The following is a 17,040-nucleotide window of genomic DNA, read 5'->3' as shown; positions in this document are numbered from 1 at the left end:
TTGGACCGGAGTCTCGGGCGCCCCACCATCATACCCACCGAGAGACTGCGAACAGCCTTCAGCGCGACAAAACGAAACTCTTGCAAACGGCCTCACTGTCCGACCGGTAGTCCCGGAAACCGATCCGGCTGTAGTAGGCTTGGCCGACTAGGTTCTCTTTTCGGATGTTGGCGTCGATGGCCACGACCCCGGCGGCCTCGGCCGCAGCACGGGTCGCTTCGAAGAGGCGGCGGCCGATGCCCCGTCCTTGAACGCTCTGTGCGACGTAGGTCGCAATAAAGGCCCAGTCGGCCGGCAAGGGATTGGGCCCGGTCCAGTTCGGGTCGCTCCATTCCAACGCCTGAAAGCCGACGATCCCCTCAGAGGACTCCGCGACGAAACACCCGATACCCAAGGGCGGCTCGATGAAGTCCCGGATCATTCGGTCATCCGAGAAGGGATCGCGCAAGGCAGTCGTTCCGCCCCTTGCGATGATTTCGTTCAACAGGTCGCACATGCGGGGCGCATCCGGCCTGCGGGCGGGTCTGATGGCGATGGACATGCGCACCAGTGACCATATCGCCGCCGCCGCTTCAACACCCGCCGCGTTAAAACCGTGAAGGGAACCGGAGGTACCCTCGGCCTCGGCCCGAAGATCGCCTCAGCGTCACAGTCTCAGGTATGAGAAAAGGTAAAGTGCCGTCTATCGGCAACCCAAATGGCATATCGGCATCCTGCCTTTGTCTCATGCCCAGGTATGTTCCTCTCTCTACCCTGCTGTCATGCCCAGCAGAGAAGACAGCAACGTCCAGGGCACTGCGGACGCGTCGCAAGACGCCGGAGGTCGATCGGCGGCGATGGCCGCGTCCGCAGTGCAGGCGCCCCCGCTCTACCTGCATGTGGGCCTGCCGAAGACGGCCACCTCGACGCTGCAGCAGATCTACTTCGCGCAGCATCCCGATATCGACTACTTCGCCTTGGCGCGAAAAGGCGGTCCCTTCCCGAAACACAGCCCCTTCGATGACTTCGTCCGCTGGGTCAGGTCTTCGCCGGATCTGGAGGCCGCGCGCGAGTGCCATCGCGCCTATCTGCGATGGGAAATCGATAGAACGCGGGAAGGCCGCCTCTGCCGCCTGATCTCCGAAGAGCGCTTCACCGGGCACTTCGGCGCGGGACTCGAGGCGAAGGCCTCGCTCGCCCAGGATCTCTTTCCCGAGGCCCGGATCTTGCTGACGATCCGCCATCCGGTCAGTTACCTAGTCTCGAATTACCTGCAGCATCTGAAATATCAGCGCGAAGGTCAGCCGCCTCTGCCCACCTTCAACGCCTGGGTTGAGCAGACGCTGACGCAGGCCAACCATCCGCTCAGCTACGCGCAGACGCTGCGCTTCCACGACCTCGTGCGTGCCTATGAACGGCAGTTCGGCCCGGACAGAGTGCTGGTGCTGGTCTACGAGCAGTTCCGCGAGAGGCCCGAGCAGTTTCTCGCACGCCTGTCGGACTGGCTCGGCGTCTCAGAAGCCCCCTTCCTTCGCCTGCACCGCGATCGCCACACGGTGCGCAATCCCGGGCCGACCCGGCCGGAATTCGTTTTCTGGTACCTGCGGCAACGCTGGGTCAATCGAGGCCCCAACTTGATCGGCGCGCTCCTGACCAAGGCTTCGCAGGTCGGCCATCGGATCGACTGGCGCCCAGCGATCCGGCCCTCTCCCGAATCTCGGTCCCTGATCCGGCGTTTTGCCGCCGCCCAATGCCGCGCTCTGTCGGAAGCGCGCGGGCTCGATCTGCAAGACTACGGCTATCCCGGCTTCGACTGCTGAACGACGTCTGAACTTTCTGAGCCTGGCGGAGTATCCGGACCTTCGCGATACGCTCATGTACTCAGTCTATGAAGACCGGAGATCGGTCGCGCGCCCCTTTTCAGAGCTGGTCTTTCAAGAAGACCTGGATTGTTCGGTTGACGAAGCGCGGGGCGTCGCGATTGGCGATATGGCCAGCGCCGGGAATCGTCACGAAGCGACAGCCGTCAACAGCGTCCGCCATGCGTCGCGCATGGTCGTGGATGGAGGTGTTCTTCTCGGCCACCATGACCATGGTCGGCATTGAAAGCTGCTTGAGGTGCCGGCGCCCGTCGTAGGCCAGCGCCGCCTTCAGAACGGTGACGGTGTTCGCCCGACTCATGCGCCGAAGAGCGGCCTTAAGGTAACGGCCTGTATCCTCGGTTTTGGCCCCCATCCAGCGCGCCGGAAGTGCCGCCAGGAGTCGCGGGCTGACAAGGCGCAACAGCGACAGCAGACGCTCGGCCACGGCCTTTGCGGCCCGACTGTCCGTGACGCTGGGAACGGATTCAATCATCACCAAGTGGGTCACATCGTTCGGCCAACGGCCGGCCATTTCGAGGGCCACCATGCCACCGAGCGACAAGCCGACAAGGGCGTAGCGCCCGATGCCCAGCGTGGTCAACTCTGCACGGACGGCCTCCGCCATAGCGGGAACGTCGGGTACAGCCTCCAGGTTTCCGTGTCCGGGCAGAGTGGGAACCACCACTTTGTAGGCCTTAGAGAAAGCCGCGACCTGCGGGTGCCACAGATCCTTGTCGACGCCAGCTCCATGCAGAAACACCAGAGCGGCGCCCTCTCCCCGCACAATGGTGTCCGTCTGATCCGTCATCGCGTGAATGCTCTAATTTCGGCGCGAGCGAGATCCGGGAGACGCAGCCGTTCCCCTCAGTCGGTCTCGCCAAGTTCCAAACGAAGCTGGGCCCTGATCGCGTCGCGGGCCATCGGCGGAGTGACCACCGAGCCCGTCACCAGCAGGGCACCGGCCAGCCCGTCCATCACCGCCGCCAGCCGCCAGCCGGCGGCCTCGGCATCGAGAGACCGCCTCCCCTGCTCGGCCCCGGCCCGGCGCAAAAGATCCGCGATCAGTCCGTGCCACTCGAGCATAGCCGCATTCATCACCTCGGCCAGCAAGGGATCGCGATGCGCCTCATCGAGCGCATTCAGCCAGAGCCGCCAGTGCCGCATGTCGTCGTCCTCGACCATCCAGTCTGCCATTCGTTCCAACGCCGCGCGCGCCGGCAAGCTGGAAAGCAGTGCCTTCAGCTCCTGGACTTCCTGCGCCACGGTCAGGCGCACCGCCTCGGCGCGTAGCTCGGCCCAAGACGAGAAATAGTGGTGGAGCAGCCCCGACCCGACGCCGATGGCCTGGGTCACGTCCCGCGTTGCGGCCTGCGCCAAGCCCCTTTGCAACACCGCCTCAGTGGCGGCCTCCAGGATCTGTCGGCGACGGTCTGCGCCGGACATGCGCGCCATTTCCCGGCCTCCTTGACCATAGGGCAAGAATTGAGCATATGCTCAATTGAACGTTTGCTCAGTTACTGGATGAGAGAGATGGCATGACGGCTGACGCACCTGTCAACGTAGAAGAGTCCGTCAACGTGATCGTGGTCGGCGGCGGGGCGGCTGGACTTGCAGCGGCTGTCGCAGCCGAGGAGGCAGGCCTAAGCTGTCAGCTCCTGGAGGCACAGAGCCGTCTGGGCGGCCGCGTGCGGACAGTGCCGCTGAAAAGCGGCGGCCTGTTCGACGAAGGTGCTCAGATGCTGAACGGCGACATGCGCGGTCTCCTGGCACTCGCCGGACGGGCACACCTGCATCTCTCGCCGATACCGCAGACCGGCATCGATCTCTGCATCGCCGGCGAAGAGACCCTGCGCTGTGAAGACCTGATTTCCGCGGATGAGGTCTGCGACCTGCTGGAGGATCACGTCGTGCGCTGGGACAGTCTCGGCGAGGCGCTGCGCGCCCTGCGTCTGAAACTGCAATGGATGACGACCCCGTGGGAAAGCATTGGCGAAGCCGGGCGTGCGGCGAAGCTGCTGGTGCAGAAGCGGGAGGCGCCACGCGACAGTCTCGCTTGCGCCTTGCGAGCCCTGCTTCTCTGCGAAGAGGATAACGCTCTCGCCTATTCGCTTTTCACAGAGCTTTTCGGAGGTGCGCCTGAAGACATCAACGCGCAGGGCGTGAGAGACATCCTCTCGCGCTACGGGTCGGAGCGAGAGGACCTGGAGTTCCAAATCTCCGGCGGCATGTCCAGGATCATCGACGGTTTGCGCGCCGACCTTCGACATAAGCCACGCCTGAACACTCCCGTGCAGCGCATTCGAGTCACCGCGGATCGGGTGGAGGTGACGAGCGGCGCCAACCTCTGGAGTGCCGAGTACGTCGTCGTCGCCGTCCCACCCCCGACGGCGCGACGGATCGTCTTCGACCTCGACGGTAGCGATGAGCTTGACGGGCTGCTGTCGTCCTTCACCGCGGGAGACATGATCAAGACGCTGCTTGTGTTCGACAGCGCCTTCTGGCGATTGAAGGGCCTCAGCGGCCATGCGACCTTCTGCGATCCAGCGGGACTCGTGATCGCCGACGCCAGCCTCGACGACGGCCTGCCGCCCCGTCTCGTCGCCTTTCAGGGCGGCCCCCTCGCCCGCGACTGGGCCGTCCTCCCGCAAAGCGAGCGGCAAGCACATCTGCTTCGACACCTGCGCCGGGCCTTCGGAGAGGACCTGCCCGATCCGCGCGAAATAGCGGAAGCCGTCTGGGTCGACCACCCCTGGTCCGGCGGTGGTTACAACGCCACCGTTCGCGTGGGCGCGAACCCAGACGCGGTGGCGCAGCTCGCTGCCTGGGGCGGCCGTGTCCGCTTCGCCGGCGCCGAACTCGACGACCACTTCTGGGGTTACGTCGAAGGTGCGATCCACAGCGGCCGCAGCGCAATAGCCCGGATCGCACGCGCCTGATCCCCGGCGCCACGATTGCTAGGGCCACCCCCCTATCCGCGCAGGGCAATCCGCTCCCAGTCCAACCCGAAGCGGGCCAGGTACTTGCGCAGGCGATCCGCCTCCCCACGCACTGTCGGCAGATGTGTCCTGCTGCCTATGGCTTTGGCGGGCCGCTGTCGCTTTACGACCGTGAAGCCCTCCAGTCACACCCACAGCAATGCTAAGATCATCGAACGCTTTCTGCCCGCCCGTATCGCAGTCTCGATGGAAGAGGATCGGCATGTCGTTACGATTGGAGACGGCTAGGCCAAGACCCGCCCGCGCGCGAGCGACCAGCCTGTGACCGATCCGGCCGGCGGCGATAGGACCGCAACGCCTGCCGCTCGGCATTCCTCAACGCCGAAGCGCGTGTTCATGCTGGGCGGGACGGGAACCATCGGGCAGGCCACCGTGCAGGCGCTGTTGCAGCGCGGTCACGAGGTGGTGTGCTTCGTCCGACCCCGCGCCGGAGTGAAGGGTCGCCTCGGCCCGGATGACAGCGTCAGCCTGCTGGCAGGCGCCGAGGTCCGCTTCGGCGAAGTGACCGAGCCGGCATCTCTCGCGCGCGACGGCTTTCGCGGCGAGTCCTTCGAGGTCCTGGTGTCCTGCCTGGCCTCGCGCAGCGGCGCTCCGAAGGACGCCTGGGCGATCGATCATGCCGCCCATGTGAGCGCGCTGGCCGCCGCCAAAGCGGCCGGCGTCTCGCAAATGGTGCTGCTCTCCGCGCTCTGCGTTCAGAAACCGCTTCTGGCCTTTCAGCAAGCGAAGCTGGCCTTCGAAAAAAAACTGATGGAGTCCGGCGTAACCTACTCCATCGTCAGGCCGACCGCCTTCTTCAAGTCGCTTGCGGGCCAGGTCGAGCGGGTCAGACACGGCAAACCCTATCTGCTGTTCGGCGACGGCAGCCTGACGGCCTGCAAACCCATCAGCGACCGCGACCTCGGTAACTATCTGGCGGACTGCCTAGAGCAAGAGAGCCTGCACAACCGCGTGCTGCCGATCGGCGGACCGGGCGGGGCCATCACACCGAAACAACAAGGCGAGCGGATCTTCGCCCTCGTAGGACGGGAGCCGCGCTTCACTCAGGTACCGGTGGCACTGCTCGACGCCGTCGTCGGAGCTCTAAGCCTTGCCGGCCACCTTCTGCCCAAAGCGGCGGAGAAAGCCGAGCTCGCCCGCATCGGACGCTACTACGCCACCGAATCGATGCTGCTGCTCAATCCCGAGACCGGCCAGTACGATGCCGACGCCACGCCCTCGACAGGCTCGGATAGGCTCTTCGACTTCTATGCGGAGCTGATCGAGGGCACGACTTCGGCCGAGCGCGGCGACCACGCCGTTTTTTGAGCTGGAGCGTGAATCACGCTTTCGGTGGGATCGAATACCTTATACCGAAGCTCGCTGAAGAGACCTCATCGAGCCTCGGTACAAGGCGATCAAAAAAGAGGGCGTTCGCCACTGGCGAGCGCCCTTTCAGTCTTGGCAAGTGTCGGTCAGACCAGGCCGGCTTCCTGCAGGAAGCTACGCGCAACGTCTTCGACCGACCGGCCGTCAACATCGACCTGACCGTTGAGGGTCTGCATGGTCGAGTCGTCGAGCCGTCCCGACAGGGATTCGAGAAGAGGCTTCAGCTCCGGGTGCTTTTCTAGGGTATCGGCGCGCACCACTGGCACGAGCGCGTAGTTGGGAAAGAAGTTCTTGTCGTCCGCCAACAGCTTCAACCCCATTTTCGAGATGCGGCCGTCGGTGGCGGCGACAACGGCGATGTTGACGTTGCCGTTATCGAGCGCGTTGAACACAAGCCCACCGTCCATCGGCTTGATGTTGGCGCGACCGGCCTTGAAGCCGTAAACCTCCTGCAGGCCGATAAGACCGTCTTCGCGCCTAGGGAACTCGGCGGTGGTAGCCATGAGAATGTCCTCACCGCCGTTGTAGGCCGCCGCCATGTCCGACAGATTCACCATGCCGTCTGTCGTGGCATCGCCGGGCTTGATCGCAAGCGCATAGGTATTGTTGGCACTTGAGGGAGCAAGCCAGACTAAACCCTTTTCGCCGTCCAACTCCTTAACGCGGGCATAGGTTTCCTCTGGCGTCAGCCTGTCCTTGACCTTATTGAAGGTGACCAGCGACGTGCCGGTGTATTCCCAATAGAGATCGACAGCGCCATTCTCCAGCGCGGAGCGCACGACATTGGTACCCATGCCGTCGGCTTTTTCGACATCGAAGCCATTGGCTTCGAGCAACTGCTTGGTCATCTCCGCCATCAGCAATTGCTCGGTGAAGCCCTTGCCGCCGACTGTGATGGTTTCAGCCCGCAGCATGCCGGGCGCGGCGACGGCGGCGGCAATTACCACAGCGAGCGCCAGACTCATTATCCTGTCAAACATGTTTCCTCCTCCCTTCCATTTTTTTGCTTCATCGAAGCGGGTTGATCCCGCGAGGCACTAGCCAGAACTGCATCTGCCCCACCAGGAAATCGACAGAGACCGCGAGCAGCGCCGTCGCGATGGCACCGGCCAGCATCATGCCAAGTTCATCGAGCGCGATCCCGGTGAAGATCAGTTCGCCAAGCCCGCCGCCTCCGATCAGAAAGACAAGCGGCACCGTGCCGACGTTGATGGCCAAGGCCGTGCGCAGACCTGCGAAGATGACGAAAAGCGCACCGGGCAGTTCGACCTGCCAGAGAATCTGCATCCGCGTCATGCCCATGCCGACGGCAGCTTCGATCAGGTGCTGTGGAACCGCCTTGATGCCGGCATAAGTGTTGCGCACGATCGGGAGCAGGGTCGCCGTGAAAAGGCCGAAGATCGACGGCACGGTGCCGATCCCCAAGAAGCTCATGGACAGCGCCAAGATGGCCAGCGTCGGAATGGTGGTGCCCAGGTTGAACACCTGCATGATGCCTTCGGAGTAACGCTGCATCGACGGCCGAGACAGCCACACGCCGACGGGAATGCCGGCAAGAATTGCCAGACTGCCGGAGATGGCGGTCAGCCATATGTGTTCGCGCCCCAGGTAGGCGATGTCCTCCCAAAGCGCTACGATTTCCGGCAACAGGCCGCTGCTCCAGGCCCAGGCGCCCGCCGCGAAGATCAAGGCGATCAGCGACAGGCGAAGCAGACCAGCGCCACTGTGCCAGAGTTGGTCTGCCGCCGTCATCGGTCGAGGCTGTCTTGTGCCAGGATGTTACTGATCGCGGACTGGCTGAGCAGGCCGACGTAGATACCGTCCGCATCGACACAGGGCAGCAAAGGAATGTCGCCCGCGAACATGGTCGAAACAGCCGCTCTCAGGTCGTCATTCTCGACGATCGTTTTCGGCACCGGCGTATGATGCTCGCCGACGGACCCGCGTTGCCTCCGGGCATCGTCCAGCGTCACGAGACCGCGCGGCCGGCCGCGCGGACCGACCATGACGATGGCGCTGTGACCGTTCTCTTCCATGCGCTGGATCGCCGTCTGCAGTGTGTCCTGCGCGGTGACCCGTGGCGGGTCACGCCGCATGGCGTCCGCGATCTTGATGAGACGCAGCCTCTTGAGAACCCGGTCGGTACCGAGGAACTCCTCAACGAAGGGAGTGGCCGGACGGCTGAGGATGGCGTCGGGCGAGTCGAATTGCTCCAGACGGCCCTCGCGGAAGATCGCGATGCGGTCGGCCATCTTCACCGCCTCGTCCAGATCGTGCGAGACGAACATAATGGTCTTGCGCAGACTCTGCTGCATCTTCAGGAACTCGTCCTGGATGACCTGCCGGTTGATCGGATCGATGGCGCCGAAAGGCTCGTCCATCAGCATGACAGGCGGATCGGCGGCGAGCGCGCGGGCTACGCCGATACGCTGCTGCTGTCCGCCCGACAGTTCCTTGGGGTAGCGATCCATGAAGACGGCCGGGTCTAGGGCGAGGGTTTCCAGTAGTTCCGCGGATCGCGCGCGCGCCTTCTTCCTGTCCCAGCCCAACAGATGTGGCACCGTCGCAATATTGTCGGCCACGGTCTTGTTGGGAAAGAGACCGATCTGCTGGATGACGTAACCGATGGTGCGGCGTAGCTGGACCGGATCGTAGTCGTCCGTGTCCTTGTCGTTGATGAAGATCTTGCCGGAGGTCGGCGCGACGAGGCGGTTGATCATCTTCATGGTGGTGGTCTTGCCGCAACCGGATGGTCCCAGCAGCACGCAGATCTCGCCTTCGCCGAGTTCGAGACTGACCTGATCCACGGCGGTTACAGCGCCGTCCGCGGTTTGGAATATCTTGGTGAGCCGGTCGAGCCGGATCATCGCGACCTGCCTTCCCGCAGGCCGGCGGGGGTCATGAGTCTCTGTAGTCCCAACAGGGCGAAGTCGGCGACAATGGCGAGCAAGGAAACGGCGACTGCTCCGACAATAAGCTGCCTCGGATCGGACTGGGAGATGCCGCGCGCGATGAAGGTGCCGAGGCCACCGGCACCGATGTAGGCAGCGATGGCCGTGACGCCGATGTTCATCACCACCGCCGTGCGCACGCCGGCCATGATGACCGGCAGAGCCAGCGGCAGTTCCACCTGCCGCAAACGCTGCAGCGGCGCCATGCCCATGCCAACCGCCGCCTCGCGCAAGGCTGGATCGATATTGGTGATCGCTGCATAGGTGTTGCGGATGATCGGCAGCTGAGAATAGAGAATCACTGCGATGACCGCCGGGACGTAGCCGATTCCGTACCCGAAGGGCGACAGCAGAGGGATCATCAAGCCGAACAAGGCAATCGACGGTACGGTAATCATCATGGAGGCCGCGTAGAGCACCAGGTCGGCGGCGCGTTTGTTCTGTGTGATCGCAATACCGATCGGTATCGCCGTCGCGATAGCGACGCTGACAGCCAGAATAACGATGGCGACATGCTCGAGCGTCCGTTCCCAGAGCACGGTCCAATTATCGAAAAGAAATGCGACTGTCTCCACGGCCCCCTACTCCGTGTTCTTCAGACCTCTCGCGACAATAGCCCTTCTTCGAAAGGATAACGTGAGATCAAAGCGGGCCCGGTTTCCGTGACCAGGACTTCTTCTTCAAGCTTGACGCCTTCCCTGCCGCCTTCTTCACCGATGTAGCTTTCGACGGACACGACCATGCCCGGCTGCAAAACGCCGTCCCTGCCGAACTGCGCGAAATCCATGGCGTGGGCGATAAAGGGCGACTCGCCGTGCATGCCGACACCGTGCATGACCGAGGTGTAGCGTTGATTGACGAAGCGTTGCGGGATCGCCCAGGCTTCGTCTGCGATCTGTCGGAAGGACTTGCCTGGGCGAATGATATCGATGTTGTGTTGAACCTGATCGTAGGCCATCTGATAGAGCGTGCGTTGGTCGGTCGTAGGACGGCCGGGACCGCAGAAGAACGTACGGCTGAAGTCCGAGTAGTAGCCGAAGCAGCCAATGGTATCAGTGTCGAGTGCCACGAGCTCGCCCGGGCGCAAACGGCGCGCTGAAGCTTCCTTGAACCAGGGGTTGGTGCGCGGCCCCGACGCCAGCAGCCGGGTTTCGATCATTTCGCAACCGCCCTGGATCGCCGCGCCGTACATGCGAGCGAAAAGCTCCGTCTCGCTGACTCCCGGCACTATCGCCGACTGAACGGCGGCCACCGCCGCTTCCGACGCGGCCATAGAGAGCTGCAGGCAGGAGACTTCCTCCGCCGTTTTCACGGCGCGCACGGCCAGCAGTTCCTGCTGGCAATCCATCACGTTCAGTCCCTCGGCCTGCAGCGCCAGAGCCTGGCCGTGGCCGCATCGATCCAGTCCAACCTTGGTCAAGCCGTTGCCGTGTTCGCGCACCAGATCCGCGATTTCGGCGGCGAAGGGGCGCGCGGTCTCGTCATCGCGCCCGGCGACCGACGACCAGACCAGCTTGGAATGCCTGGCTTCGTCGACCGTTTCCAGACAGGTGCTGACATGGGCGGACTGCGGATACTCGAAAAGAATGATCGGTCCTTCCCGGTTAATCAGGAAATAGCGAGTCGAGTTGCGCAGAAAGTAACCGAACATGTTGCGCGACCCGGTCGCGTAGCGCTGATTGTTGGGATCGAACAGGATGAGGGCGGCATAGTCTTGTTCCCCCATCATGCGGCGGACGCGTTCCAGACGCCCGCGCCGCAAGGCGACCGCATCGACCTGCGCCGGCTCGGTATCGGTCAGCCCAAGTCCGGTGCCGCCGTCGCCCCCCAGCACCATCGGGCCTTCAATATGCGGGGATTGCCCGCGATCAGCGGCAACGCTCGTGATTCGGGCGTGATAGGTCATGCTTTCTCTCGACTGGCAGCGATTCCACGCCGCGAAATCTTGGCGCAGGCCAGGTTTGGCAACTTCACCAGAAAGAACGTCTTTTTGACCGTTTCGGTCAGTTGTGTGACAGAAATGCGTCGCGCGCTCGTCTTGGTGGATGACCGAAGGCGGCGTGGAAGGCGCGCGAAAACTGTGCCGGACTGGCGAAACCGCAGGCCACCGCGACCTCGCTGACCTTCAAATCGGCTTGAGAGAGCAGCTGGCGAGCCCGTTCGAGACGAAGCCGGCGGAAGTAGCGTAGAGGAGTCTCTCCGGTTTGCGCCCGGAAGCGCCGGCGCAAGGCCTCCGGCGAGACGCCGCAACGGTGCGCGATTTCGGCAATGCTCGGCAGGCTTTCCATCTGCGCTTCCATACTGGCGACCGCCAGGAGAAGGATCGGATCGTTCAACCCGGTGCGGGTCCGCAGCGCCAGCGGTTCCCGCTCCACGTCTTCGCCGGCTCTTTCATGCACGAACCACTGGGCAACCGCTCGTGCCAGGGGCCGGCCGTGATCGCGCTCGATCAGAGCCAGGGTCATGTCGAAAGCACCCGAGCCGCCGGCCGAGGTAAATCGATCCCGGTCCAAAACGAAGATCGCGCTTTCCACGCGCGCTTTCGGATAGGCCTCCCGAAAGGCCGCCTGGCTCTGCCAGTGCGCGGTGCAGCGCCGACCGTCCAGTAAACCGGCCCGTGCGAGAAGAAAAGAGGCATCTGCAACGGCGCCCATGTCGGCACCGCCGCGCGCCTCGCGCCGCAGCCATGCCATAAGCCTTGCGTCCTTGTAGTCGGCGGCGTCGCCGCCGGAACAGAGTACGACGCGATCGAAATGGGACGCGTCTTCAAGGCCGCCATCGCAACTCATGGCCAACCCGCAGGAGGGGCGGGTACGCCGTCCGGCAGTACCCAGGACGACATAATCGTAGAGCATCGCGCCGCCCAACAGGTTGGCGACTCGCAGCGGCTCGATCAGGCCGGCGAAGGCCATCAAGGGAAAGCGCGGCAGCACGGTGATCGCCACCCGGCGCGGTTTGTGTTTTGACTGTACGGCCTTGCGGGTCATGCTTGCCACCAAAGACAAGAACACAGGTATTTGCAATGGAACAGCGCATGGACGCCGAGATCCGCGCGGCGGCGCAGGCGGCGCCGGCATCGATCACCGCCGAGAATTGGGTAAAGCTTTCTCCTGAAAAGCTGCGCGCGACCTACGCGACAGCACGAACGCCGAGCGGACCCATCGATCCGGCCCCCGTCGCGATTCAGATTCCCGGTGAAACCGGCGCCAGAGATGCACTGCTTTTCGGCAACCTGGAGACGCAAGCGATCCTCTACTTCCATGGCGGCGGCTGGATCGTCGGCTCGCCGCAAACCCATGCTGCGATCACGGCGGCGCTCTGTACCGCGAGCGGCATGGCGGTTCTGTCGCTGGACTACCGGTTGGCGCCGGAACATCCCGCGCCGGCTCCGCTGCTGGACGGCTGCGCGGCGATGGACTGGTTGCTTTCGAACGGCGTCGAGCGCCTGATCCTGGCCGGCGATTCGGCCGGAGCCGCGATTGCGCTCGCCGTTGAGCGCGGTTACGGCGCGCGTTACCCGATCGCTGGCTGCCTCGGGTTCTACGGCGCATTCGGCCTGCGGGATTCGGTCAGCCTGCGGCTGTTCGCGAGCCGGGAGAACGGTCTGGACAGAGCGGGGATCGCACGGATGTACGCCATAGCCCAGGGCCCGGCCGCGACTCACCCTTATGAAGCAGACGACTTGGCGTTGGGCCACGCGCCGGTCAGGCTGTTGGCCGCCGATCTCGATCCTTTCCGCGACGACAGCCTCTGTCTCGCGGAACTGGCCGCCCGGCATGGACGGCCCGTGATGCTGGAGCGAATCTCGGCTGTACCGCACGCCTTCTTACAGTATCTCGGACGCGCCGCCGTTGCCGACCGGGCCATCCTGTCGGCCGGCCGCTGGCTTCGATCGCTTTCTTGACTTCGTGCCCCCCCACCCTGAATTCCCAGGAGCGCTGGTTTTGCGGCGCGTCCACGCGCATCTCCGCCCCGAGGTTACGGCCAACGCTAGCGGCGACATGATCCCAAGGGAGCCGGACCAGGTCTCGCCTCGCCGGCCGCATCTCGTCCAAGGCTTCGGCGAAGGCGGAAAGGGCTTGACCCGGCCCCAGCGGCCGGCCCGATAAGTGAGGCGGTTCTCGAACAGCGAGGTGATCCGTGACCGCATCCCCAAAACACCTGACACCCTCCGAGGCCGCGAAGCGGCTTGGCGTATCGACCAAGGCCTTGCGGCTCTACGAGCAACAGGGCCTGCTGTCCCCTGCCCGCTCGACCGCCGGGTGGCGGGTCTACAGCCCCGGCGACCTGGCGCGCGCCGCCGAAATCGCGGCTTTTCGCGCCCTCGGTTTCAGCCTGGCCCAGATCAGCCGGGTGCTGGACAGCGACCCGCCGACTGTCGCAGAGGCGCTCGCGTTTCAAGAGGCAAGCCTGGAATCCGAAGGGGTCAAGCTGGCCGGCAGGCTGACGGAGATCCGCCGCCTTCGGACCCAGTTGGCCGGCGGCCGAACTCCCGGCGCTCGCGACCTGCTTACCCCGCTTTCGCCGGGCCGCAAGCTCGCCGCGGCTTTCGACCTGCCCTGGCCCTGGGGTGGGGAGCGTTTCGAGCTTCGCGAACTCAAGCCGCTCACCTACATCGTCGGACCTCTGGGCAGCGGCAAGACAAGGTTCGCGAAACGCCTCGCCGAGACGCTGTCCGGCGCGACCTTCCTTGGCTTGGAGCGCTTGGACGAAACGGGTGCGAAGCTACGGGGCAGGATCGCCGCCGATCCACCTCTTGCCGCGCGGGCCGAAAAAGCCCTGGCATGGCTCCGCGAGAACGGTGCCAGCCAGAGCGATGCCCTCATTGCTTTGACCGCGGGACTTGAGTCCGAAGGCCCCGCGGCTCTGGTAATCGACATGATCGAAGAGGGCCTGGACGAGTCCACCCAACGGGCGGTGATCGCCCTGCTGCGCCGACGAGGTTCGCGAGCGCGGCCTTTGCTGATCATGACCCGCTCCAACGCGATCCTAGACCTGGACGCCGTGGGATCGGACGAAGCGATTCTTCTCTGCCCTGCCAACCATAGCCCACCCTGCCTCGTGCCCGCCCGCCGCGGCGTACCGGGCTACGAGGCCGTGGCGACCTGTCTGGCTTCACCGGAGGTTCGTGCCCGGACGCGAGGCGTCATCGCCTATCGGCCTCGCGTGGCATGAGCGCCTGTCGGCGAAGCCGGCTCAAAACCGGCAAACGCACGGCACGCCCGAGAGTCAGCCGCCAACTTCGCTGGGGTCTTGTACGGTCGCCCTAGCCCCTTTAACCAAGGAGGCTGGGCTCTGTTGCGACTCTCCTGGGACGTCCAAGCGATGGGGGACGCTCTTGACCTTCAGCAACGCCATCACGAAGAGCAGACCCAGGATGACGACGATCAGCGGCGCGGTTGCCGTATCCAGGTGGTAGCTGAGAATCACGCCGGCGAAGCAAGCGAAGACCCCAGATCCGACGGCGATCGCCATCATGCGGTCGAACCGCTTGGCCAGCAGAAAGCCGATCGCCCCCGGCGCAATCAAGACCGCGATCACCAGGATAATGCCGACCGCCTTAAGCGCGGCCACGATGGTCAGCGCCAGCAGTATCAGCAGCCCGAAATGCAAGACCCCCACCCGGAGGCCAATGACCTTCGCGTGCACCGGATCGAAGCAGTGAACGACAAAATCGCGTCTTTTGGCGACCATGACGACCGTGCTTAGCACTGCGATGATGCTCGCTTCGGCCAGGTCGCGGGGCAGAATCCCCAAGACGTTGCCGAACAGGACATGGAGCAGGTGAACATCGGTCTCGATTTTCGTGAAGCCCACCAGCCCGAGACCGAACAGGCCGGAGAACACGACCCCCATCACGGCATCTTCCTTGACCCGGCTGTTCTCCTTCAGATAGCCGACGGCAAGCGTGCAGAAGAGCCCGCTGACGAACGCTCCGACAGCGAGCGGAAGCGCCAGGAGATGCGCCAGAACGAGCCCAGGCAAAACCGCATGGGACACGGCATCGCCCATCAGCGACCAGCCCTTGAGAATCAGGAAGCATGAAAAGACGGAGCAAGCGACGGCGACCAGGGTCGTCATCAGCAGGGCACGCCGCATGAACTCCTGCCCGAGCGGTTCGACGATCAAGGCAATCAGACTGTCCATCTAACCTGCTGCCCTTGCAGCGAGAGCGGCTCTCCGCGCAGCTCGTTTCCGGGGTAAGAGGCCATGTTTCGGCGCAAGGAAGAACGCCAACAGAAATACGGCCGTCTGGAGACTGACGATCAGACCGCCCGGCGACACATCGAGATAGTAGCTGGCGTAGGCACCGAGACCGCCCGTCGCGCTTCCCATCAGGATCGCGAGAAGAATCAGCCTCCCGAAACGATCCGTCAGCAGATAGGCGGTCGCGCCCGGGGTCACCAGCATCCCGATGACCAGCACCGCGCCCACGACCTGCAGTGCGGCCACGACCGTGGCGCTCAGCAACGTGAAGAAAACGATCTGCAGGCCCTTGACCGAGAGGCCGATGGTGCGGGCATGAGTCTCGTCGAAGAAGACCGCCGCCAGATCCTTCCACTTCAGGCCTAGTACCAGGAAGCAGACGCAGGAGATGGCGACGACCTGTAAGGTGTCCTCGCTGGAGATCGCGAGAATGTTGCCGAGAACGATGGTCTGGATGTTCACGGCGGTCGGATTAATCGAGGCGATCAAGAGCCCCGTCGCGAAGAAGACCGTGAAAACCAGACCGATCACGGCATCCTCGCGAAGCTTCGTCGTGCCCTTCACCACCGCCATGCTCAGGGAGGCCAAAAGCCCCGCGAAGAAGGCACCGACCGCGTAGGGCAAGGCGAGCAGATATGCCAGGGCGACGCCCGGCACGATCGAGTGGGCCAGCGCATCGCCCATCAGCGACCAGCCCTTCAACATCAGATAGGACGAGAGGAATGCGCAGAGTCCGCCAACCAACGCCGAGATCAGGATCGCGTTGGTCATGTAGCCGTAGGCGAAGGGCTCCAGCAGACCGTCGAACATTACTTCCGCGCCCCGGTGACGATCTTCTGCTCACCCCTTTCTCCATAGAGAACCAGTGGGCGTTCGTCGTCCGTCAGGACCGTCACGGCGCGCTCGTCCTGATCCTCATGGAGCAGAGGCGCACCGAGATGGAGATCGCGCAGCATACCGCCGAAGGCGCGCAGAAGATTCGACTGAGTCAGGGTGGTGGCAACCGGACCGGCGGCGAGAACTGACCGGTCGATCAAGATCGCCTCGTCGCAGAAACTTGGCACACTGCCCAGGTTGTGCGTGGACACCAGGATCAGCCGGCCTTCGCCCGCGAGCGATTTCAGGAGCGACGTCAGCGACTCCTCCGTTTTGATGTCCACGCCGGCGAAGGGCTCGTCGAGCAGCAGGACCCTGCCTTCCTGCGCCAGGGCCCGCGCCACGAAGACGCGCTTCTTCTGACCACCGCTCAGTTCGCCGATCTGGCGCTTGGCAAGCTCCGCCATCTCGACGCGCTCCAGCGCCTCGCGAACGATCCGCTTGTCGGCTGCCCGGGGAATGCGCAGAAAACCCATGTGCCCGTAACGGCCGGTCATCACGACATCCTCGACCAGAACCGGGAAGTTCCAGTCGACATCCTCCGCCTGGGGAACGTAGGAGATCACGTTGTCGCGTAGAGCCTCCCGGATCGGCCGACCGCCGATCGACACCTCTCCGGCCCCCGGTTCGACCAACCCCATGATGCTCTTGAACAGGGTGGACTTTCCGGCGCCGTTGGCACCGATCAGACCGTAGATCTTGCCGGCCCGCAAAGTCAGGCTGACGTCCTCCAGGGCCGACTTTCCGTTCGGGTAGGTGACGCTCACCCGAGAGACTTCGATGGCTGGCTCCGCCATGGTC

17 protein-coding genes are annotated in these 17,040 nt (G+C 63.9%); 5 read left to right on the top strand and 12 right to left on the bottom strand.

The features are described from left to right. Positions 1–58 precede the first annotated feature (58 nt). Positions 59–496, bottom strand: coding sequence for a GNAT family N-acetyltransferase (locus ACO054_RS06850; RefSeq protein WP_421709693.1), 438 nt, complete (start codon positions 494–496; stop codon positions 59–61). A gap of 340 nt (positions 497–836) precedes the next feature. Between ACO054_RS06850 and ACO054_RS06845 the strand changes: the two genes are divergently transcribed. Then, positions 837–1,799, top strand: coding sequence for a sulfotransferase family protein (locus ACO054_RS06845; RefSeq protein WP_421709692.1), 963 nt, complete (start codon positions 837–839; stop codon positions 1,797–1,799). Between the two features lie 100 nt (positions 1,800–1,899). On the opposite strand, the gene ACO054_RS06840 is transcribed toward ACO054_RS06845, so the two are convergent. Together ACO054_RS06840 and ACO054_RS06835 are read right to left on the bottom strand one after the other, a co-directional pair. Next, complete coding sequence (locus ACO054_RS06840; protein WP_421709691.1) at positions 1,900–2,649, bottom strand: alpha/beta fold hydrolase; 750 nt, start codon at positions 2,647–2,649, stop codon at positions 1,900–1,902. A 56-nt stretch (positions 2,650–2,705) separates the two neighbouring features. Further along, entirely contained in the window at positions 2,706–3,284 is a 579-nt protein-coding gene (locus ACO054_RS06835) for a TetR/AcrR family transcriptional regulator (RefSeq protein WP_421709690.1), read from the bottom strand. 92 nt (positions 3,285–3,376) lie between these two features. Here ACO054_RS06835 and ACO054_RS06830 point away from each other — a divergent pair, with 92 nt between their 5' ends. Then, entirely contained in the window at positions 3,377–4,777 is a 1,401-nt protein-coding gene (locus ACO054_RS06830; protein ID WP_421709689.1) for a flavin monoamine oxidase family protein, read from the top strand. A gap of 321 nt (positions 4,778–5,098) precedes the next feature. After that, positions 5,099–6,145 carry an NAD(P)H-binding protein gene (locus ACO054_RS06825; RefSeq protein WP_421709688.1) on the top strand — a complete coding sequence of 349 codons (1,047 nt, stop codon included), beginning with the start codon at positions 5,099–5,101 and terminating at the stop codon, positions 6,143–6,145. Positions 6,146–6,291: 146 nt separating this feature from the next. Here the strand turns inward: ACO054_RS06825 and ACO054_RS06820 are convergent, their stop codons facing one another. The 6 genes from ACO054_RS06820 to ACO054_RS06795 all read right to left on the bottom strand — a co-directional run bounded on the left by ACO054_RS06820 (position 6,292) and on the right by ACO054_RS06795 (position 12,143). Further along, positions 6,292–7,170 carry a glycine betaine ABC transporter substrate-binding protein gene (locus ACO054_RS06820; RefSeq protein ID WP_421709687.1) on the bottom strand — a complete coding sequence of 293 codons (879 nt, stop codon included), beginning with the start codon at positions 7,168–7,170 and terminating at the stop codon, positions 6,292–6,294. Positions 7,171–7,213: 43 nt separating this feature from the next. Next, positions 7,214–7,957, bottom strand: a complete 744-nt coding sequence (locus tag ACO054_RS06815) for an ABC transporter permease (RefSeq protein WP_421709686.1) — start codon at positions 7,955–7,957, stop codon at positions 7,214–7,216. Further along, positions 7,954–9,072, bottom strand: coding sequence for an ABC transporter ATP-binding protein (locus ACO054_RS06810; RefSeq protein WP_421709685.1), 1,119 nt, complete (start codon positions 9,070–9,072; stop codon positions 7,954–7,956). Before ACO054_RS06810 ends, ACO054_RS06815 begins: the two co-directional genes overlap by 4 nt. Next, positions 9,069–9,731 carry an ABC transporter permease gene (locus ACO054_RS06805; RefSeq protein WP_421709684.1) on the bottom strand — a complete coding sequence of 221 codons (663 nt, stop codon included), beginning with the start codon at positions 9,729–9,731 and terminating at the stop codon, positions 9,069–9,071. The genes ACO054_RS06810 and ACO054_RS06805 overlap by 4 nt, the downstream gene beginning before the upstream one ends. 20 nt (positions 9,732–9,751) lie before the next feature. Further along, a complete protein-coding gene (locus ACO054_RS06800) occupies positions 9,752–10,993 on the bottom strand; it encodes a M24 family metallopeptidase (RefSeq protein ID WP_421709683.1) in 1,242 nt (413 codons plus the stop codon). A gap of 166 nt (positions 10,994–11,159) precedes the next feature. Beyond that, positions 11,160–12,143: a GlxA family transcriptional regulator gene (locus ACO054_RS06795; RefSeq protein WP_421709682.1), complete on the bottom strand. Its 984-nt coding sequence runs from the start codon at positions 12,141–12,143 to the stop codon at positions 11,160–11,162. Between the two features lie 35 nt (positions 12,144–12,178). Here ACO054_RS06795 and ACO054_RS06790 point away from each other — a divergent pair, with 35 nt between their 5' ends. Continuing rightward, complete coding sequence (locus ACO054_RS06790; protein ID WP_421709681.1) at positions 12,179–13,060, top strand: alpha/beta hydrolase fold domain-containing protein; 882 nt, start codon at positions 12,179–12,181, stop codon at positions 13,058–13,060. Between the two features lie 236 nt (positions 13,061–13,296). Continuing rightward, positions 13,297–14,331, top strand: a complete 1,035-nt coding sequence (locus tag ACO054_RS06785) for a MerR family transcriptional regulator (protein WP_421709680.1) — start codon at positions 13,297–13,299, stop codon at positions 14,329–14,331. A gap of 54 nt (positions 14,332–14,385) precedes the next feature. Here ACO054_RS06785 and ACO054_RS06780 read toward each other — a convergent pair whose 3' ends face one another. The 3 genes from ACO054_RS06780 to ACO054_RS06770 are packed head-to-tail and all read right to left on the bottom strand — an operon-like array spanning position 14,386 to position 17,036. Further along, positions 14,386–15,303 (bottom strand): metal ABC transporter permease, encoded by a 918-nt coding sequence (locus ACO054_RS06780; protein ID WP_421709679.1) that lies wholly within the window; start codon positions 15,301–15,303, stop codon positions 14,386–14,388. Further along, a complete protein-coding gene (locus tag ACO054_RS06775; RefSeq protein WP_421709678.1) occupies positions 15,304–16,173 on the bottom strand; it encodes a metal ABC transporter permease in 870 nt (289 codons plus the stop codon). Continuing rightward, on the bottom strand, positions 16,173–17,036 hold the full coding sequence (locus ACO054_RS06770) for a metal ABC transporter ATP-binding protein (RefSeq protein ID WP_421709677.1): 864 nt from the start codon (positions 17,034–17,036) through the stop codon (positions 16,173–16,175). The genes ACO054_RS06775 and ACO054_RS06770 overlap by 1 nt, the downstream gene beginning before the upstream one ends. Positions 17,037–17,040: the final 4 nt, after the last annotated feature.

This window comes from Algihabitans sp., from assembly GCF_965226985.1.
GTDB lineage: Bacteria > Pseudomonadota > Alphaproteobacteria > Kiloniellales > DSM-21159 > Algihabitans.
This window is presented reverse-complemented; position numbering and strand designations above follow the sequence as displayed.